Raw genomic sequence first — 22,849 nt, 5'->3', positions numbered from 1 at the left:
CACCGACTCCCAGCAGCGGCTGCTGCTCGAAGCGTCCTGGGAGGCCATCGAGCGCACGGGCATCGACCCGGCATCCCTGCGCGGCAGCCGGACCGGTGTGTTCGCCGGCGTGATGTACAACGACTACGCCACGGTCCTCTCCGGCGGACAGTTCGAAGGCCACCAGGGCAGCGGCACCGCCCCGAGCGTCGCCTCCGGGCGGATCTCCTACACGCTCGGGCTGGAAGGCCCCGCCGTCACCGTCGACACCGCCTGCTCGTCGTCGCTGGTCGCCATGCACTGGGCGATGCAGGCGCTGCGCGCGGGGGAGTGCTCGCTCGCACTCGCCGGCGGCGTCACGGTCATGTCGACGCCGGGCGCCCTCATCGAGTTCTCCCGGCAGCGTGGCCTGTCCCCGGACGGCCGCTGCAAGGCGTTCTCCGACGGCGCCGACGGCGTCGGCTGGTCCGAGGGCGTCGGCGTCCTCGTCCTGGAACGCCTCTCCGACGCCCGCCGCAACGGGCACCAGGTGCTGGCCGTCGTCCGCGGCTCCGCCGTCAACCAGGACGGCGCCTCCAACGGCCTGACCGCCCCCAACGGCCCCGCCCAACAGCGGGTGATCCGGCAGGCGCTGTCCGCCGCCGGCCTGTCCGCCACGGACATCGACACGGTCGAGGGCCACGGCACCGGCACCACCCTCGGCGACCCCATCGAGGCGCAGGCCCTGCTCGCCACCTACGGCCAGGACCGCGACCCGCAGAACCCGCTGCTCCTGGGCTCCGTGAAGTCCAACATCGGCCACACCCAGGCCGCCGCCGGCGTCGCCGGCGTCATCAAGATGGTCATGGCCATGCGCCACGGCGTGCTGCCCCGCACCCTCCACGCCGACCAGCCGTCCTCCCACGTGGAGTGGGATGCCGGCGCGGTGCGCCTGCTCACCGAGGAGACGCCCTGGCCGCAGGCCGACCGGCCGCGCCGCGCCGCCATCTCCTCCTTCGGCTTCAGCGGCACCAACGCCCACCTCATCGTCGAGGAGCCGGCGGCCGTCCCCGAGCGGCGCGAGGAGCCCGCGCGCACCCCGGCCGTCGTGCCCTGGACGCTGTCCGGCACGAGCCGGGCCGCGCTCCGGGACCAGGCCGCCCGCCTGCGGTCCTTCCTCGACGAGCGCCCCACTCTTGACCCGGTCGACGTCGCGCTCTCCCTCGCCACCACCCGCACGGCCTTCGACCAGCGCGCCGTCGTCACCGGCGACCGCGACGAACTGCTGCGTGCACTCGCCGACCTGGCCGCCGACCGGCCCGGCTCCGCACTCACCGAGGGCGAGATCGGCGGCGCCGGCAAGCTGGCCGTGATGTTCTCCGGGCAGGGCAGCCAGCGCCCCGGCGCCGGTCGTGAACTCGCCGCCCGCTTCCCCGCTTTCGCCCACGCTGTCGACGAGGTCGCCGCCGCCCTCGACCCGCACCTGGACCGTCCCCTCAAGGAGATCCTGTTCGCCCCGGAGGGCAGCCCCGAGGCCGCGCTGCTGGACCACACCGAGTGGACCCAGCCGGCGCTGTTCGCCGTCGGGGTCGCGCTCCACCGGCTGCTGGGCACCTGGGGCATCCGCCCCGACGTGCTGCTGGGCCACTCCATCGGCGAGATCACCGCCGCGCACCTCGCGGGCGTCCTCTCGCTGCCCGACGCGGCCCGCCTGGTGGCCGCACGGGGACGGCTGATGCAGGCGCTGCCCGCCGGCGGCGCGATGATCTCCCTCCAGGCCACCGAGGAGGAGACCGCGCCGCTGCTCGCCGGGCGCGAGCACGAGGTCTCCCTCGCCGCCGTCAACGGCCCCCACAGCGTCGTGGTCGCCGGCGACCTGGCCGCCACCGAGGAGATCGCCGCCCACTTCGCCGCCCAGGGCCGCAAGACCAAGCGCCTGGCGGTCAGCCACGCCTTCCACTCGCCGCTCATGGAGCCCGCGCTCGACGGACTGCGCGAGGTCGCCGCCGAACTCACCTACCATGCGCCGGACGTGACCGTCATCTCCGGCCTGACCGGGCGCCCCGCCACCGACGACGAGCTGCGCTCCGCCGACTACTGGGTCGCGCACGCCCGCCAGGCGGTCCGCTTCGCCGACACCCTGCACGCCGCGCACGACTGCGGCGCCGGCACGTTCCTCGAAGTCGGCCCCGACAGCGTGCTGTCGGCCCCCGCCCAGGAGGCCCTCGGCGACGCGGCGGACGTGCACGTCGTCCCGCTGCTGCGGTTCGGCCGCGACGAGGAACGCTGTGCGGCCACCGCACTGGCCCGCCTGCACGTGCGCGGCACCGCCGTCGACTGGCCCGGCTACCTCGCCGGCACCGGCGCCCGCACCGTCGAGCTGCCCACCTACGCCTTCCAACACGAGCGCTACTGGCCCGAACCGGCCCCGGCCCGCTCCGCCCAGGCCGCCGTCGACCCGGCGGACGCCGCACTGTGGGGCGCCGTCGAACGCGGCGACGCGACCGAACTGGCCACCCTCCTCGGGCTGCGCGACGAACAGCACGCCTCCCTCTACGCGCTGCTGCCCGCACTGTCCTCCTGGCGCCAACTGCGGCAGGAGAAGGCGCTGCTGGACTCCACCCGCTACCAGGTCGCCTGGCGTCCCGTGACGGCCGCCGCCGCGCCCGTACTCGACGGCACCTGGCTGTTCGTCACCGCCGACGGCATCGACGGCGACGAGATTCTGGACGCACTGCGCGGCCACGGCGCCCAGTTCGAGACCCTCACCCTGGACGACGCCTGCCGCGACCGGGCCGAACTCGCCGCCCGGCTCGACGCCGTACGGGCCCGGGAGGACCGCGCCTTCGCCGGCATCCTGTCCCTGCTCCCGCTCGCCGACCGCCCCGGCACCGAGGTCAGCGCGGACCTGCCCACCGGGCTCGCGCTCAGCCTCGTCCTGGCCCAGGCGCTGGTCGACGTCGACCTCGCCGCCCCCCTGTGGACCCTGACCCGCGGCGCGGTCGCCACCGACCCGGCCGACCCGCTCGGCAGCCCCCTCCAGGCAGCCGTCTGGGGACTGGGGCGGGTCGCCGCCCTGGAGCACCCGCAGCTGTGGCGCGGCCTGATCGACCTGCCGGCCACGCTCGACGCCCCCGCCACCCAGCACCTGGTCAGCGCGTTGGCCACCCGTGGCGGCGAGGACCAGCTCGCCATCCGGGCCACCGGTGCGCTCGGCCGTCGCCTGGTGCGCCACCCGCAGGCCGAACTGCCGCCCGCCGACGCCTTCACCGCGCCGCGCGGCACGGTGCTCGTCACCGGCGGCACCGGTGCGCTCGGCGCCGAGGTGGCCCGCTGGCTCGCCCGCAGCGGCGCCGACCACCTCCTCCTCACCAGCCGCCGCGGCCCCGACGCCCCCGGCGCGGCCGAACTCGCGGCGGAAATAGAGGACTTGGGGGCTCGGGTCACGATCGCGGCCTGCGACACCGCCGACCGCGACGCACTGGCCGCCCTGCTGGCCGCCGTCCCCACCGAGCACCCGCTGTCCGGCGTCGTGCACGCCGCCGGCGTCGGCCAGAACGCCGCCCTCACCGACACCCCGCTGGCCGACGCCGCGGACGCGATGGCCGCCAAGATGCTCGGCGCGGCCCACCTCGACAGCCTCCTGGACGGCCACGACCTGGACCTCTTCGTCCTGGTCTCCTCGATCGCGGGCGTGTGGGGCAGCGCCGGACAGAGCTCCTACGCCGCCGCCAACGCCTACCTCGACGCCCTGGCCGAGCACCGCACGGCGCGCGGCCTGCCCGCCACCTCCGTTGCCTGGGGCCCCTGGGCCGAGGCCGGAATGGCCACCCACGAGGCCGTCACCGACGAACTGCACAAGCGCGGACTGCGCTTCCTCGCGCCCGCGAACGCCCTCACCGAACTGCGCCGCGCCGTCCTCCACGAGGACGTCACGGTCACCGTCGCCGACATCGACTGGGAGCGCTACCACCCGGTCTTCACCGCCGCCCGCGCGAGTGCCCTCTTCGACGAAATCGCCGAGGTCCAGGCACTCGACCGCACCGAGGACGGCAACGCCGCGCCGGAATTCGCCGCACGCCTGCGGGGTCTCGACGAGGACGAGCAGACGCGGCTGCTGATCGACCTGGTGCGCGCCGAGGCGGCCGTGGCCCTCGGCCACGACTCCGCGGACGCCATCGCGGAGCGGCGGGCCTTCCGCGACGCCGGCTTCGACTCGCTGACCGCTGTGGAACTGCGCAAGCGACTGGCCGCCCTCACTGGCCTGGCCCTGCCCGCCACCCTGGTCTTCGACTACCCGACCCCCGCCGCCCTCGTCCGCCACCTGCGCGAGGAACTGCTGGGCACCGCCGGCGACCCGGCCGCTCCGACGGCCGTGGCCGCGACGTCCGCGGGCCGCTTCGACGAGCCCATCGCCATCGTCGGCATGAGCTGCCGCTTCCCGGGCGGCGTCCGTTCCCCGCGGCACCTGTGGGACCTGGTCAGTGACGGCGTCGACGCCATCACCGACTTCCCCATCAACCGTGGTTGGGACACCGGCCTCTACCACCCCGACCCGGACAACCCGGGCACGACCTACTCCGCCCAGGGCGGCTTCCTCCACGACGCGGGCGAGTTCGACGCCTCCTTCTTCGGCATCTCGCCGCGCGAAGCACTGTCGATGGACCCCCAGCAGCGGCTGCTGCTGGAGACCACCTGGGAGGCGTTCGAGTACGCCGGCATCGACCCCACCACCGTCCACGGCAGCGCCACCGGCACCTTCATCGGCTCCACCTACCAGGAGTACGGACTCGGCGTCGAGGACGGCTCCGCCGGCCACCTGGTGACCGGCACCAGCCCGAGCGTGCTCTCCGGCCGCCTGGCCTACCTCTTCGGCCTCGAAGGACCGGCGGTCACCGTCGACACCGCCTGCTCCTCCTCCCTGGTCGCCCTGCACCTGGCCTGCCAGTCCCTGCGCAACGGCGAGAGCTCCCTGGCCCTGGCCGGCGGCGCGACCGTCATGACCAACCCCAACCCGTTCGTCGCCTTCAGCCGGCAGCGGGCCCTGGCCGGCGACGGCCGCTGCAAGGCGTTCTCCGACGGTGCCGACGGCATGACCCTCGCCGAAGGCGTCGGCGTCCTCGTCCTGGAGCGCCTCTCCGACGCCCAGCGCAACGGCCACGAGATCCTCGCCGTCGTCCGCGGCTCGGCCATCAACCAGGACGGCGCCTCCAACGGCCTCTCCGCCCCCAACGGCCCCTCCCAGCAGCGCGTCATCCGCCAGGCCCTGGCCAACGCGCGACTGGCCGCGAAGGACATCGACGCCGTCGAGGCACACGGCACCGGCACCGCCCTCGGCGACCCCATCGAGGCGCAGGCCCTGTTCGCCACCTACGGCCAGGGCCGCGACGCCGAACACCCGCTGCTGCTGGGCTCGGTGAAGTCCAACATCGGCCACACCCAGTCGGCGGCCGGCGTCGCCGGCGTCATCAAGATGGTCCTGGCCCTGCGCCGGGGCGCGCTGCCGCGCACCCTGCACGCCGACACCCCCTCCAGCCACATCGACTGGACCCCGGGCACCGTCGCGCTGCTGCACGAACCCCACGACTGGCCCGAGGGCGAACGCCCGCGCCGCTGCGCCGTCTCCTCCTTCGGCATCAGCGGCACCAACGCCCACACCATCCTCGAAGAGGCCCCGCGCCCGCAGGACGCGGCCCCGGCACCGTCGGTGCCCCCGGCCGGCGACGCCATCCCCTGGATGCTGTCCGCCCGCACCCCGGGCGCGCTGCGCGCCCAGGCAACCCACCTCGCCGCCCACCTCGACGCCGAACCGACGCCCGACGCCCTCGACGTCGGCCACTCCCTGGTGAGCGCGCGCACCCTCTTCGACCACCGCGCGGTCGTCGTCGGCACCGACGACCGGACCCGGCGCGCGGCCCTCGACGCCCTCGCCACCGGCGGCTCCGCGCCCGGCGTCGTCCAGGGCACGGCCGACACCGAAGGCAAGACCGTCTTCGTCTTCCCCGGCCAGGGCTCCCAGTGGGTCGGCATGGGAGCGCGGCTGCTCGACGAGTCCCCGGTCTTCGCCGAGCGCCTGACCGAATGCGCCACCGCCCTCTCGGAGTTCGTCGACTGGTCCCTGCTCGACGTGCTGCGCCAGGCCGACGGCGCACCGACGCTGGACCGCGTCGACGTCGTCCAGCCGGCCTCCTTCGCCGTGATGGTGTCGCTGGCCGCACTGTGGCGCTCCTACGGCATCGAGCCGGACGCCGTGGTCGGCCACTCGCAGGGCGAGATCGCCGCGGCGGCCGTCGCCGGGGCGCTCTCCCTGGAGGACGCGGCCCGCGTCGTCGCCCTGCGCAGCCAGGCCATCGCCCGCGGACTGGCCGGCACCGGCGGCATGCTGTCCGTCCCGCTGCCCGCCACCGACGTCGAAGCGCGCCTGGCCGCCTACGAGGACCTGTCGATCGCCGCGGTCAACGGCCCCCGCTCCACCGTCGTCTCGGGGGCCACCGCGCCGCTGGACGCCCTCCAGGCCGCACTGGTCGCCGAGGACGTCCGCGCCAAGCGCATCGCCGTGGACTACGCCTCGCACTCCGCGCAGGTCGAGCGGGTGCGGGAGGAACTGCACAGCGTCCTGGCGCCGGTCCGCCCGCGCCCGGCCGAGGTGCCGTTCTTCTCCACCGTCACCGGTGACTGGCTGGACACCACCACCATGGACGCCGACTACTGGTACACCAACCTGCGCCAGACCGTCCGCTTCCAGTCCGCCGTCCGCGAACTCCTCGGCCAGGGCCACGGCTTCTTCATCGAGGTCAGCTCGCACCCCGTGCTCGTCATGGGCGTCCAGGCGATCGCCGAGGAGACCGGCGGCACGACCGCGGTCCTCGGCACCCTGCGGCGCGACACCGGCGGCACCGACCGCTTCCTGACGTCCCTGGCCGAAGCCTTCGTCCGGGGCGCGGACGCCGACTGGTCCGCGGTCTTCGCCGACACCGGCGCCCGCCGGGTACCGCTGCCCACCTACGCCTTCCAGCGCGAGCAGATGTGGGCCATCCCCGACCGGACCCAGAACCAGGCCGAAGCGGACCCCGCCGACGCGGAGTTCTGGACCGCGGTGGAGGAGGCGGACGTCGATTCCCTCGCCTCCCGCCTGCATCTGGACCGCGCCGCCCTGGAACCCGTCCTGCCGGCCCTGTCCGACTGGCGCCGGCGCCGGCGTGACCTGGCGGCCGTCGACTCCTGGCGCTACCGCGCCACGTGGCAGCCGCTGACCGCCCTCCCCACGGCGGCCCTGACCGGCACCTGGCTCGTCGTCACCACCGACGACACCGACGGCGACGACGTCACCGCCGTCCTCACCGCGCACGGCGCCGAGGCCCGCACCCTCGTCCTGGACGACGTCTGCCTGGACCGCGCGACGCTGACCACGCGCCTGGCCGACCTCGACGGCGCCGCGGACCTCACGGGCGTGGTGTCCCTGCTGGCCGCCGCCGAGGGCCCGAGCCCGCAGCACCCGGCGCTCAGCCGCGCGACGGCCCTGTCCGTCACGCTCGTCCAGGCGCTCGGCGACGCCGGCCTCGACGCACCGCTGTGGTGCCTGACCCGGGGCGCGGTCTCCACCGGCCGCGCGGATCGGCTCACCCGGCCCGACCAGGCCCAGATCCACGGCCTCGGCTGGACCGCCGCCCTGGAACACCCGCAGCGCTGGGGCGGTCTGGTCGACCTGCCCGACGCACTGGACCGGCGGGCCGCCGAGCGCCTGGCCGCCGTCCTCTCCGGTCGCACGGGCGAGGACCAACTCGCCGTCCGCGCCTCGGGCGTCCTGGCCCGCCGCGTCGTGCGCGCCACCCCCGCCGACCCGGCGCCGGACCGGCCCTGGACGCCGCGGGGCACCACCCTGGTCACCGGCGGCACCGGCACCCTCGCCCCGCACCTGGCCCGCTGGCTCGCCCGGCAGGGCGCCGAGCACGTCGTGCTCACCAGCCGCCGCGGCCCGGCGGCCCCCGGCTCCGACGACATCGTCCGGGAGCTGGCCGAGTTGGGCTGCGAGGCCAGCGTCGTCGCCTGCGACCTGACCGACCGCGACGCGGTCGCCGGGATGCTTCACGCGCTCGTCGCCGACGGCCGCACCGTGCGCACCGTCGTGCACACCGCCGTCACCATCGAACTGGCGACGCTGGAGGAGACGACCCTCGACGACTTCGCGAAGGTCATGGACGCCAAGGTCAACGGCGCCCGACACCTGGACGAGCTGGTCGGCGACGACCTGGACGCCTTCGTCCTGTACTCGTCCACCGCCGGCATGTGGGGCAGCGGCGCCCACGCCGCCTACGTGGCCGGCAACGCCCACCTCAACGCCCTGGCCGAGCACCGCCGCGCCCGCGGCGCCCGGGCCACCGCCGTCTCCTGGGGCATCTGGTCCGACGACCTCAAGCTCGGCCGGGTCGACCCCGGTCAGATCCGCCGCAGCGGACTGGTCTTCATGGACCCAGAACTGGCCCTCACCGGCCTGCGCCAGGCCCTCGACGGCGACGAGACGCACCTGGCCGTCGCCGACGTGGACTGGGAGCGCTACTACCCCGTCTTCACCTCCGCGCGTCCCACCCGGCTCTTCGACGACCTGCCCGAGATCCAGCGGCTCGCCGAACAGACCGGCGGGCCCGCGGAATCCGGCAGCGAGTTCGCCGACCGGCTGCGCGGGCTGGCCCCCGTCGAGCAGGAACGGCTCCTGCTGGACCTGGTCCGCGGCGAGGCCGCCACCGCACTGGGCCACGCCTCGCCCGACGTGCTCTCCGAACAACGCGCCTTCCGCGACGTCGGGTTCGACTCGCTGACCGCCGTCGATCTGCGCAACCGGATCGCCACCGTCACCGGGCTCGCGCTGCCCAGCACCATGGTCTTCGACCACCCAAACCCGCGCGCCCTCGTCACCTTCCTGCGCGACTCCCTCACCGGGGCCGCGGCCGACTCCGGCGCCCCCACCACGTACACCGCGGCCGCCGACGACGAGCCCATCGCCATCATCGGCATGAGCTGCCGCTACCCCGGCGGCGTCGGCTCGCCGGAGGACCTGTGGCGCCTGGTCGTCGAGGGTGGCGACGCCACCGGCGAGTTCCCCACCGACCGCGGTTGGGACGCCGAGGGCCTCTACGACCCCGACCCCGACCGGGCCGGCCACACCTACTCGACCCGCGGCGGCTTCCTGCACGACGCCACCGAGTTCGACGCCTCCTTCTTCGGCATCTCGCCCCGTGAGGCCCTCGCCATGGACCCCCAGCAGCGCCTGCTGCTGGAGACGTCCTGGGAGGCGATGGAGCACGCCGGTCTCGACCCCGCCACCCTGCGCGGCAGCAGCACCGGCACCTTCATCGGCGCCAGCTACCAGGACTACGGAGCCTCCGGCGCGAGCCCGGAGAGCGCCGAGGGCCACCTGATCACCGGCACCATCTCCAGCGTCCTGTCCGGCCGGCTCTCCTACACCTACGGCTTCGAGGGCCCGGCCGTCTCCCTCGACACCGCCTGCTCCTCCTCCCTGGTCGCGCTGCACCTGGCCTGCCAGTCCCTGCGCAACGGCGAGAGCTCCCTGGCCCTCGCGGGCGGCGTCAGCATCATGTCCACGCCCGCCGCGTTCGTCGGCTTCAGCCGCCAGCGCGCGATGGCCGCCGACGGCCGCTGCAAGGCCTACTCCGACCAGGCCGACGGCATGAGCCTGGCCGAGGGCGTCGGCCTGCTCCTCGTCGAACGCCTCTCCGACGCCCGCCGCAACGGGCACCGGGTCCTCGCCGTCGTCCGCGGCTCCGCCGTCAACCAGGACGGCGCCTCCAACGGCCTGACCGCGCCCAACGGCCCGTCCCAGCAGCGCGTCATCGGGCAGGCACTGGCCAACGCCAAGGTGGACGCCGGCGGCATCGACGTCATCGACGGACACGGCACCGGCACCGCCCTCGGCGACCCCATCGAGGCGCAGGCCCTGCTCGCCACCTACGGCCAGGGCCGCGACCCCGAACACCCGCTGCTGCTGGGCTCGGTGAAGTCCAACATCGGCCACACCCAGATGGCGTCCGGCGTCGCCAGCGTCATCAAGATGGTGATGGCCCTGCGCCACGGCACCGTGCCGCGCACCCTGCACGTCGACCGGCCCTCCTCGCACGTCGACTGGAGCTCCGGCGCCCTCCGACTGCTCACCGAGCCGCTGCCCTGGCCGAGCACCGGACACCCGCGCCGCGCGGGCGTCTCCTCCTTCGGCCTCAGCGGCACCAACGTCCACACCATCCTCGAACAGGCCCCCGAGGACCCGTCCGAGGACACCACCGCCACCCCGCCCACCGGCGCGGTCGATGCCGCCCCCGTGCCGGTGCTGCTGTCCGGGCACACCGAAGCGGCACTGCGCGCCCAGGCAGGCCGGCTGCTGTCCCACCTCGCCGACCACCCCGACCTGCCGCTGACCGACCTCGCACACTCCCTCGCCACCTCCCGGTCCGCCCTGGAGCACCGTGCGGCCGTCGTCATCGACGACCACGACGCCCTCACCCGGGCCCTGACCGCACTGCGCGACGCGACCGCCGACGCCGGGCTGCTCACCGGCCGCCCGGACCACGGCCGATTGGCCTTCCTCTTCACCGGCCAGGGCAGCCAGCGCCCCGGAATGGGCCGCGAGCTCTACGACCGGCACCCGGTCTACGCCGAGGCACTGGACGCCGTACTGGCCCGCTTCGACCTGGAACTCGACCGTCCGCTGCGGGAGATCCTCTTCGCCGCCCCGCACACCCCCGAGGCCGCGCTGCTGGACGAGACCCACTACACCCAGCCCGCCCTCTTCGCCCTCGAAGTGGCCCTGTTCCGCCTCGCCGAGTCCTGGGGCCTGCGCCCCGACTACGTCGCGGGCCACTCCATCGGCGAGTTCGCCGCCGCGCACGCCGCGGGAGTCCTCTCCCTGGAGGACGCCTGCACCCTGGTGGCGGCCCGCGGCCGGCTGATGGCCGCACTGCCCGCCGGCGGCGCCATGACCTCCGTCGAAGCCACCGAGGACGAGGTGACCGCCGCGCTCGCCCCGTACGAGGGCCGGGCCGCGATCGCCGCCGTCAACACCCCGACCTCCCTGGTCGTCTCGGGCGACGAGGACGCGGTGCACGCCGTCGCGGCGCACTTCGAGGAGCGCGGCCGCCGCACCAGGCGACTGCGCGTCAGCCACGCCTTCCACTCGCCGCACATGGACCCGATGCTGGCGGACTTCGCCCGCGTCGTTCGCGACGTCACCTGCCAGGCACCCACCGTGCCGCTGGTGTCCACCGTCACCGGCACCCTGCTCACCCACGACGAACTCGCCGCACCGGAGTACTGGACCGGGCAGGTCCGCGGCACCGTCCGCTTCGCCGACGCCGTGCGGCAGCTCACCGAGCACGGCGTGACGACCTTCTTCGAGCTCGGCCCGGACGCGGTGCTCAGCGGCGCGGTCCGCGAGGGCACCGACGAGGAGACCCGCGCCACCGCCGTCCCGGCCCTGCGCCGGGACCGGCCCGAGGCCCCGGCCCTGACCACGGCACTGGCCCAACTGCACCTCCACGGGGTCCGGGTCGACTGGGACGCGGTGTTCGCGGGCCGGGCGGCCCGCCGCATCGACCTGCCGACCTACCCGTTCCAGCGCCAGCGCTTCTGGCCCGAGCCGAGCGCCGAAGCCGCCGCACCGGCCCACCCCGCCGACGCCGCGGACGCGGACTTCTGGTCGGCGGTGGAGCGCGCGGACCTCGCGTCCCTGGGATCCGCACTGGACCTGGACGACGACACCCTCACGACCGTCGTGCCCGCCCTCTCCGCCTGGCGGCGGCGCAGCCGGGAGCGCTCCACCATCGACGGCTGGCGCTACCGCACCACCTGGAAGCGCCTGACCGCCCCGACGGTCACCGCCCGCCCCGCCGGGACCTGGCTGGTGCTCGTACCGGCCGACGGCGATCCGGCGTGGTGCGAGGCGGTCGCCGGTGCCCTGGGCGCCGCCGCGGTACGCCTCACCGTCACCGCCCCGGACCGCCGCGAGCTGACCGGGCTGCTGACCGAACTCGTCGCGGAACACGGCACGTTCGACGGTGTCCTGTCCCTGCTGGCCACGGCCGGCGACGGCGCCGAGGACCCCGCCGACACCACGACCACCGGACTGCTGCTGACGGCGACCGCCGTCCAGTCCCTCGGCGACGCGGGCATCGAGGCGCCCCTGTGGTGCGTGACCCGCACCGCCGTCGCCGTGGACCGGGCCGAGCACCCGGCCCGGCCGGCACAGGCCGCCGTCTGGGGCCTGGGCCGCGTGGCCGCACTGGAGCAGCCGCAGCGCTGGGGCGGTCTCGTCGACCTGCCCGACGCGCTCGACGGCACCACCCTCGGTCGCCTGACCGCCGTCCTCACCGACAGCGGCGGCGAGGACCAACTCGCCCTGCGCGCCACCGCGGCCTTCGCCCGCCGCCTGTCCCACCACCGCGCCGAACCGGCCCCCGAGACCGGCACCTTCCGCCCCACCGGCACCGTGCTGGTCACCGGTGGCACCGGCGCCCTCGGCGGACACGTCGCCCGGTGGCTGGCCGCGGCGGGCGCCCCGCACCTGCTGCTCGTCAGCCGTCGCGGCGCCGACGCGCCCGGCGCCGCCGACCTGGCCGCGGAGATCGAGGAGTCGGGCGCCCGGGTCACCCTCGCGGCGTGCGACACCGCAGACCGCGACGCGCTCACCGCGCTCCTGGCCACCGTCCCCGACGAACAGCCGCTCACCGCGGTGTTCCACACTGCGGGCACCGTCGACGACGGCACCCTGGACACCCTCACCCCCGAGCAGTTCAGCGCCGTCCTGCGCGCCAAGGTCACCGCCACCGTCAACCTCCACGAGGCCACCCGCGAGAAGGAGTTGAGCGCGTTCGTGCTCTTCTCCTCCGTCGCCGGCACCCTCGGCGCATCCGGCCAGGGCAACTACGCGGCGGCCAACGCCTTCCTCGACGCCTTCGCCGAACGGCGCCGCGCCCACGGCCTGCCCGCCACCTCGCTGGCCTGGGGCCCCTGGGCGGAGACCGGGATGGCGGCCGACGGCACCAGCGTCCAGGAACGCATCCGCCGCGGCGGCTACACCCCCTTGCCACCCCAACTCGCCCTCACCGCCCTGCGGCGGGCGATCGAGCACGGCGCCCCGACGCTGACCCTCGCGGACATCGACTGGCCCCGCTACGCGGAGGTGTTCACCGCCCTGCGCCCCAGTCCCCTCGTCGGCGACCTGCCCGCACTGCGCCGGGCCACCACGCCCACCGGGACCGAGCACGCCGCCCTGCCGGAGCCGGCTCTGCGCCAGCGGCTCGCCGGACTCTCGCCGACCGCGCGCCCCGGCTTCGTCCTGGACCTGGTGCGCACCCGGGTGGCCGCGGTCCTCGGACACGCCGGCACCTCGGACATCGGCGCTGACCGCGCCTTCAGCGACCTGGGCTTCGACTCGCTGACCACCGTCGAACTGCGCAACACCCTCACGGCCACCACCGGCCTGAAACTGCCCGCGACCCTCGTCTACGACTACCCGACCCCGACCGCACTCGCCGACTTCCTGCTCGGCGAACTCCTCGGCACCCTCCCCGCGGTGGACGTGGCCGGCCCGGCCCCCGCCGGCCGCGCGGCGGACGACGACCCCATCGCCGTCGTCGGCATGAACTGCCGCTTCCCCGGCGGCATCCGGTCGCCCGAGGACCTCTGGCAGCTGCTGAGCCGTGGCGAGGACGCCATCGGCGGCTTCCCCGCGGACCGCGGCTGGGACCTCGACGCGCTCGCCCACGGTGCCTCCGCCACCCTCGAAGGCGGGTTCCTGGACGGCGTGGGCCTCTTCGACGCGGCCTTCTTCGGCATCTCGCCGCGCGAGGCACTGGCCATGGACCCGCAGCAGCGGCTGCTGCTGGAGACCTCGTGGGAGGCGTTCGAGCGCGCCGGCATCGACGCCACCACCCTGCGTGGCAGCCGCACCGGCGTGTTCGTGGGCACCAACGGCCAGGACTACACCGAGCTGCTGCGTCAGGGCACCGGCACCGCCGACCTCCGCGGCCACGTCGCGACCGGCAACACCGCCAGCGTCCTGTCCGGACGGCTGTCCTACACCTTCGGGCTGGAGGGCCCGGCCGTCACCGTCGACACCGCCTGCTCCTCCGCGCTGGTCGCCCTGCACATGGCCGCCAACGCGCTGCGCAACGGCGAGTGCACCCTCGCCCTGGCCGGTGGCGTCTCGGTGATGTCCAGCCCCGGTGCCTTCACCGAGTTCACGATCCAGGGCGGTCTGGCCCCCGACGGGCGGTGCAAGCCCTTCGCCGAAGCGGCCGACGGCACGAGTTGGTCCGAGGGCGTGGGCGTGCTCGTCCTGGAACGCCTCTCCGAAGCCCGCCGCAACGGCCACGAGGTGTGGGGCATCGTGCGCGGCACCGCCGTCAACCAGGACGGTGCCTCCAACGGGCTGACCGCGCCCAACGGGCGGGCCCAGCAGCGCGCCATCCGCCAGGCCCTCGCCGACGCCCGCCTCGCCCCCGCCGACATCGACGTCGTCGAGGCGCACGGCACCGGCACCACCCTCGGCGACCCCATCGAAGCGGGCGCCCTGATCGCCGCCTACGGGCCGGACCGGCCGCGGCCGCTGCTGGTCGGAGCCGTCAAGTCCAACCTGGGCCACACCCAGGCGGCCGCCGGCGTCGCCGGCACCCTCAAGCTGCTCCTGGCGATGCGCCACGGCGTCCTGCCCAAGACCCTGCACATCGACGCCCCGTCCTCGCACGTCGACTGGACCGACGGTTCGGTCGCGCTCGTCACCGAGCAGCAGGACTGGCCCGCGACCGGGCAGGTCCGACGGGCCGGCGTCTCGGCCTTCGGCGTCAGCGGCACCAACGCCCACGTCATCCTCGAACAGGCACCGGACACCGAGGAGCCGGCGGCGCCGGAGCCCGTGACGGTGCCGGGCCTGGTGCCGTGGCCGGTGTCGGGCAAGTCCGCGGCCGCGCTGGCGGCCCAGATCGAGCGGGTCTCGGCACTGACCGAGGCGTCACCACTCGACGTCGGCCACTCCCTGGCCACCGGCCGTTCGGCCTTCGCCCACCGCGCGGTGCTCGCCACCGACGGGACGGCGGTGCGGGAACTCGCCCGCGGCGCCTCCCGCGGCAGCGACGGGAAGCTGGCGGTGCTGTTCTCCGGTCAGGGTGCGCAACGGGTCGGCATGGGCCGGGAGTTGTACGACAGGTTCCCGGTGTTCGCGGCGGCGTTGGACGAGGTGCTGGCGCACTTCGACGACGAGCTGCGGGAGGTGCTGTTCGGCGCTGCGGACGGCCTGGACGAGACGGGCTTCACCCAGCCGGCGTTGTTCGCCGTCGAGGTGGCGCTGTTCCGGCTGGCGGAGTCCCTCGGAGTACGACCGGACTTCGTCGCCGGGCATTCGATCGGTGAGATCGCGGCGGCGCATGTCGCCGGGGTGTTCTCGCTCGCGGACGCGTGCGCGTTGGTGGCGGCCCGGGCGCGGTTGATGCAGGCGCTGCCCGCGGGCGGCGCGATGGTGGCCGTCCAGGCGTCCGAGGACGAGGTCGGTCCGCGGTTGGTCGAGGGCGTGTCGATCGCGGCGGTCAACGGCCCCGAGGCGCTCGTCCTCGCCGGCCGGGAGGCCGACGTGCTCGCCCTGGCGGCAGAGCTGGCAGGCGAGGGGCGCAAGACGCAACGCCTGGCGGTGAGCCACGCCTTCCACTCGGCGTTGATGGAGCCGATGTTGGCGGACTTCCGCCGGGTGGCCGAGGAGCTGTCGTACGAGGCCCCGCAGATTCCCGTCGTGTCCAACGTGACGGGTCAGGTCGCCGCCGCGGAGTCGCTGTGCTCGCCCGACTACTGGGTGCGGCACGTGCGGGAGACGGTGCGCTTCGCCGACGGCGTGCGCACGCTTGAGGCCGAAGGCGCCTCGGTCTTCCTGGAGTTGGGCCCGGACGGCGTGCTGACCGCGATGGCCCAGCACACCCTGGACGGGACCGCGACCGTCGTTCCGGCGCTGCGCAAGGACCGGCCGGAGGAGACCGCGCTGCTCACCGCGCTCGCCCAGCTGTACGTGGTGGGCGTCGCGGTGGACTGGTCGGGCGTCTTCGCTGGTACCGGCGCCCGCCGCGTGGACCTGCCCACCTACCCCTTCCAGCAGGAGTGGTTCTGGCCCGAGGTCGCGGCCGCCGAGCCCCACCACGACGGCCCGCAGGACTCCGCGGACGCCGACTTCTGGGACGCGGTGGAGCGCGCGGACCTCCCGGCGCTCGCCGACGACCTGGAACTCGACGACGCCGCACTGGCGACCCTCGTCCCCGCCCTGTCCGCCTGGCGCCGCAAGCGCGTCGAACGCTCCACCGTCGACGGTTGGCGCTACCGGGTGACCTTCACCCCGCTGGCCGGCACCGCGCCCGGCACCCTCACCGGACGGTGGCTGGCGCTCGTCCCGACGGGCGGCACCGACGACGTGTGGACCGCCGCCGTCCTCGCCGCCCTCGGCGAGACGGCCGTCCTCGTCGAGGCCGACCCGACCGACCGCGCCGCGCTCACCGGCCGGCTGACCGAACTCGCGGCGCAGGAGGACGGGTTCACGGGAGCGGTCTCACTGCTCGCCGCCCCGTACGCCGACGCGCTCCCCGCCGGACCGGCCTGGCCGACCGAGGCCGTGGCGGCCCTGGCGGACGCCGGGATCGACGCCCCCCTGTGGTGCGTCACCCGCGACGCGGTGTCGGTGGGCCGCACGGAGACCGAGGTCAGCCCCGCCCAGGCGATGGTGTGGGGAATCGGCCGGGTCGCCGCCGTGGACCACCCGGACCGCTGGGGCGGTCTGGTGGACGTGCCGCCGGTGCTCGACCGGCGCGCGGCCGAACGGTTCCGCACCGTCCTCGCGGGCATCGGCGCCGAGGACCAGGTCGCGCTGCGGGCCTCCGGCCTCTACGGGCGACGGTTGGTGCGCGCCGCGCACGACGGCCCCGCGACACCGTGGCAGCCGACCGGCACGGTCCTGATCGTCGGCCCGGCCGCCGGCACCGGCGGCCAGTGCGTCCGCTGGCTCGCCGGGCAGGGCGCCCAGCACCTGGTGCTGGCCGACCCCACCGCCCCGGACGGGGCGCCGGCGCGGCCGGCATTCGACGATCTGGGCGTGCCGGTGACGGTCCTCGACTGCGGCCCCTCCGACGGGGAGGCACTGCTGACCGCGCTCGCCGCGCTGCCGGCCGAGGCACCGTTGACCGCCGTCGTGCACACCGACGAGCCGTCCGACGCGGCAGAGCCGCATGCCGCCCTGGCCGCACTGCGCGCCAACGTGGCGCAGCTCGCGGAGATCGCCGAGGCGGCGGCCGGCGACCGTCCCCTGGACGCGTTCGTCCTCTTCTCCACGATCGCCGCGACGTGGGGCGCCGGTGGCCGCGTCATCGAGGCCGCGGCGGGCGCCCAACTCGCCTGCGCGACAAGGGTGTTGCGTCAGCGCGGGCTGCCGGCCGTGACGGTCGCCTGGGGCGGCTGGGCCGGCCTCGCGTCCGACGGCCTGGCGGCCCACCTGAGGGTCAACGGCCTGCCGCCGATGGACTCCGCGCAGGCCCTGACCGCCCTCGCCCACTCGCTCGACACCGACACCGACACCGACGCGGTGACGATCGCCGACGTCCGCTGGGACCGGTTCGCGCCCGCCTTCACCCGCAACCGGAGCAGTGCCCTCTTCGCGGAACTGCCCGAGGCCCGGGCAGCGCTCGCGCAGCCGGACGCCGCCGAGGCGGGCCCGGCAGGCACCGCGACCGGCCTGCGCGCCGAACTCGCCGCCCGCCCGGCCGCGGAACGGACCGAGGTCCTGCTGGCCCTCGTCCGCACCCGGGTCGCCGCGGTGCTCGGGTTCGCGGACGCCGACGCCGTACCGTCCGGCCAGCCGTTCCGGGACCTCGGCTTCGACTCGCTGACCGGAGTGGACCTGCGCAACCAACTGGCCACCGCCACCGGTCTCGCACTGCCCGCGACCCTCGTCTTCGACTACCCCACGGCCGAGGCGCTCGCCGACCACCTGCGGGCCGAACTCCTCGGCGAGGAAACGGCGGAGCACGGCGCGGCCCTGCGGGTGGGGTCCGCCGCCACGACCGACGACCCGGTCGTCATCGTCGGCATGAGCTGCCGCTACCCGGGCGGGGTCAGCTCGCCCGAGGACCTGTGGCAGCTGGTCACGGACGAAGTCGACGCCATCGGGGGCTTCCCCACGGACCGCGGCTGGGACCTGGACCGACTGCTGCGCGGCGACCGGAACGGCCGCGGCCGGACCGTCACCCGCGAAGGCGGTTTCCTCTACGACGTCGCCGACTTCGACCCCGGGTTCTTCGGGATCTCGCCGCGCGAGGCGATGGTGATGGACCCGCAGCAGCGCATCCTGCTGGAAGCGACCTGGGAGGCGCTGGAGCGCGCCGGCATCGACCCCGTCGGGCTGCGCGGCGGCGACACCGGGGTGTTCGTCGGCGGCGGATCGGGCGACTACCGGCCCGAGGCCGGCCAGCTCGGCCACGCGCAGACCGCCCAGTCGGCGAGCCTGCTCTCCGGCCGGGTGTCCTACACCTTCGGTCTGGAAGGCCCCTCCGTCAGCGTCGACACGGCCTGCTCGTCGTCCCTGGTGGCGCTCCACCTGGCCGCCCAGGCACTGCGGGCGGGGGAGTGCGCCCTCGCCGTCACCGGCGGCGTGACGGTGATGTCCAGCCCGGTGAACTTCGTCGAGTTCGGCGAGATGGGGGCGCTCGCCGCGGACGGCCGCTGCCGGCCCTTCGCGTCCGCCGCGGGCGGCACCGGCTGGTCCGAGGGCGTCGGCGTCCTCGTCCTGGAACGGCTGTCCGACGCCCGCCGCAACGGGCACCAGGTGCTCGCGGTGCTGCGCGGCTCCGCCGTCAACCAGGACGGTGCCAGCAACGGCATCACCGCGCCCAACGGGCCCTCGCAGCGCCGGGTCATCCAGCGGGCGCTGGCCGCCGCGGCACTCGCACCGGCCGACGTGGACGCGGTGGAGGCCCACGGCACCGGAACCACCCTGGGCGACCCCATCGAAGCGCAGGCACTGCTGGCCACCTACGGACAGGGCCGGGCACCCGAACTGCCCCTCCTGCTGGGCTCGTTGAAGTCCAACATCGGCCACACCCAGGCCGCCGCCGGCGTCGCCGGCGTGATCAAGATGGTGTTGGCGATGCAGCACGGCGTACTGCCCAGGTCCCTGCACATCGACGAGCCCTCGGCGCACGTCGACTGGACCGCCGGCGGCGTCGAACTGCTGACCGGAGCGGTCGCGTGGCCGCAGACCGGACGACCGCGCCGGGCCGGCATCTCGGCCTTCGGCGCCAGCGGCACCAACTCCCACGTGATCATCGAGCAGCCCGCACCGGTCACGGCGGACGAACCCGCCCGCCCCGAGCCGGCCGGCCTGCTGCCGGTCCCGGTGACGGGCACCGTGCCGGAGGCGCTGCGGGCCCAGGCCCGACGGCTGCACGCCCACGTGGCCGCCCGTCCGGACCTCACCGTCGCCGAGGTGGCACTGTCCGCGGCCACCACCCGGTCGGCCTTCGCCCACCGGGCCGCTGTCCTCGCCGAAGACCGCGAGGAGCTCCTCGCCGGTCTGGCCGCGCTCGCCGACGGCCTCGACACCCCCCAGGTCCTGCACGGCCGGGCGGCGGAGCGCCGGGGCAAGCTCGCGGTGCTGTTCTCCGGCCAGGGCTCGCAGCGGGTGGGCATGGGACGTGAACTCCACGCCCGCTACCCGGTGTTCGCCGAGGCCCTCGACGCGGTGACGGCACACCTGGACACGGAACTGGACCTCCCCCTGCGGGACGTCATGTTCGGTGACGAGGAGGGCCTGAACGCGACGGGCTTCACCCAGCCGGCACTGTTCGCGGTCGAGGTGGCGCTGTTCCGGCTGGTCGAGTCGTGGGGCATCCGCCCGGACTTCGTGGCCGGGCACTCGATCGGCGAGATCACGGCGGCGCACGTGGCCGGGGTCCTCTCCCTGGACGACGCGTGCCGGCTGGTGGCCGCCCGAGCGCGGCTGATGAACGCCCTGCCCACGGGCGGCGCCATGATCGCCGTCCAGGCGTCCGAGGAGGAGGCCCGGTCGCACCTGGCCGACGACGTGTGCCTCGCCGCGGTCAACGGGCCGCGGTCGGTGGTGCTCTCCGGCGACGAGGACGCCGTGTCGGAGGTGGCGGAGAAGTTCACCGCGGACGGCCGGAAGACTACGCGTTTGCGGGTCAGCCATGCGTTTCACTCCGTGCACATGGATGCCATGCTCCAGGACTTCCGACGGGTCGCCGCGACCCTCACCTACCACGCCCCGGCGATCCCGCTCGTGTCCAACGTGACCGGCCGGGCCGCCACCGACCAGCAGGTGTGCGACCCGGACTACTGGGTCAGGCACGTCCGCGAGGCGGTCCGCTTCGCCGACGGGGTGCAGACCCTGGCCGAACGCGGCGTGACCGCCTTCCTGGAACTCGGCCCCGACGGCACGCTCTGCGCCATGGCCCAGGACACCCTGGACGCCCTGCCCACGCAGCCGGTCACCGTACCGGCGCTGCGCCGGGACCGAGGTGAACAGGAGTCCGTGCTCAGCGCGCTGACCCGGCTGTACGTCGGGGGAGTCGCCCCCGACTGGGACGCACTGTTCGGCACCGCCGCGACCGCGCCCCGCCGCACCGACCTGCCCACCTACCCCTTCCAGCACCAGCGGTACTGGCCGGCCACCGAGTCCGCCGCCGACCCCGGGGCCCCGGCCGAGGGGGACGACGGCTTCTGGTCGGCGGTGCGCGAGGCCGACTTCGCCGCGCTGGAGACGACCCTCAACGTCGACGGTGACGCCCTGGCCAAGGTGCTGCCCGCGCTCGCGGACTGGCGCCGCCGGCGGGACGAGGAGCACACCGTCGACGGGTGGCGGCAGCAGATCGGCTGGCAGCCGCTCACCGCACAGCCCGCCCCCGCCCCGGCCGGCACCTGGCTCGCCGTGCTCCCCGCCGGCTCGTCCGACGACGCCTGGGCCGCCGACGCCGTCGCCGCCCTGGGCCCGAACACCGTGCGCCTGGAAGTGCCCGGCCCGGACCGCGTGGCGCTGGCCGCGCGACTGCACCAACTGGTCGACGAAGGGGGCGAGTTCACCGGAGTGGTCTCCCTGCTCGCCCTCGCCGAGGGGCCCGGCCCCGACACGGCGACGGCCCCCGCGGGACTGGCCCTGACCACCGCCCTGCTCCAGGCGCTCGGCGACGCGGAGATCGCCGCACCCCTGTGGTGCGTCACCCGCGGCGCGGTAGCGGCCGCCCCCGCCGAACCGGTGCCCGGGCTCGCCCAGGCCGCCGTGTGGGGCCTGGGGCGGGTCGCCGCCCTGGAGTACCCGCAGCGCTGGGGCGGACTGATCGACCTGCCCGACACCCTCGACGAGCGGACCGCGGCCCGCTTCGCGGAAACCCTCACGGCCCCCGGGGGAGAGGACCAGATCGCGATCCGGCCCTCCGCCGCCCTCGGCCGCCGACTGGTGCCCGTACCGGCCGGGCAGGGCGCGGCGGAGTGGGAGCCCACCGGCACCGTCCTGATCACCGGCGGCACCGGAGCCCTGGGCGCCCAGGTCGCCCGCCGGCTCGCCGCGGCGGGCGCCCGGCACCTGCTGCTGCTCAGCCGCCGGGGCGCCGACGCCCCCGGCGCGGACGGCCTGCGGGCCGAACTGACCGCACTGGGCGCCGAGGTCACCCTCGCCGCCTGCGACGCCGCCGACCGCGACGCGCTCGCCGCGGTCCTCGCCGCGGTCCCCGACGACGCGCCGCTGACCGGGGTGATCCACACCGCGGGCGTCCTGGACGACGGTGTCCTCGACAGCCTCACCCCGGACCGCTACGAGGCCGTATTCCGCGCCAAGGCCGCCTCGGCCCTGGCCCTGCACGACCTCACCCGGGACCGGGACCTGGCGGTCTTCGCCCTGTTCTCCTCGTCCTCCGGAGCGGTCGGCAACCTCGGCCAGGCCAACTACGCCGCCGCCAACGCCTACCTGGACGCCCTGGCCGAACACCGCCGGGCCCGGGGCCTGGCCGCGACCTCGGTCGCCTGGGGCGTGTGGGGCGGCGAGGGCATGGCAGCCGACCAGCGGGCGGCCGACCTGGCCCAGCGCACCGGAATCCGTGCGCTGGACCCGGACCTCGCCGTCGTGGCGCTGCGCCGGGCCGTCATGGACGGACGGCCCACCGAGATCGTCGCCGACCTCGACCGCGACCGGTTCGTCCGTTCCTTCACCGCCGTACGGCCCAGCCCGCTGCTCGGCGTGCCGGCCGGCACCGAGGACCAGGCGGCGCAGGACAGTGGCGCCGGCGCCACCGCTGACGCCCTGCGCGAGCAGTTGACGGGCCAGACACCGGCGCAGCGCGCCCGGACCGTACTGGACCTGGTCCGCAGCCGCGCCGCGGCGGTACTGGGACACCCCACGGCCGACGCCGTGGGGGCCGACCGGGCCTTCCGCGACCTCGGCTTCGACTCCCTCAGCGCCGTCGAACTGCGCAACCAACTCGGCGCCGCGACCGGACTGACCCTGGCCGCCACGCTCGTCTTCGACCACCCCAACCCCAGCGAGCTGGCGGACCACGTCCTGGCCCGGCTCGTCCCCGACGAGGGGCCGGGGCAGGATGCGGCCGGCGACGACGAGGCGGACGCCGCGGGCATCCGGGCCCTCCTCACCTCCGTCCCCATGAAGCGACTGCGCGAGATCGGCGTGCTCGACCCCCTGCTGAAGCTCGCCGCCGAACAGGCCGCGGCCTCCGACGACGCGGCCGCCACGACGGCGGACGACGCCTACGACGCATCGATCGACGCCATGGACGTCGCCGACCTGGTGCAGGCGGCGTTCGACGGCAACTCCTCCCACGAGCGTGGACAGAGCTGA

1 protein-coding gene (running past one end of the window) is annotated in these 22,849 nt (G+C 75.3%); it reads left to right on the top strand.

The window, feature by feature from the left end; all coding sequences use genetic code 11:
• Positions 1-22,849: the 3' portion of a type I polyketide synthase gene (locus tag ACFVT2_RS26675; RefSeq protein WP_390021933.1), read on the top strand. It extends 5,675 nt beyond the left edge of the window; the window shows 22,849 of its 28,524 coding nt (coding positions 5,676-28,524); the start codon falls outside the window, past its left edge; the stop codon is at positions 22,847-22,849.

This window comes from Streptomyces sp. NPDC058000, assembly GCF_042886435.1.
Classification (GTDB): Bacteria; Actinomycetota; Actinomycetes; order Streptomycetales; family Streptomycetaceae; genus Streptomyces.
This window is presented reverse-complemented; position numbering and strand designations above follow the sequence as displayed.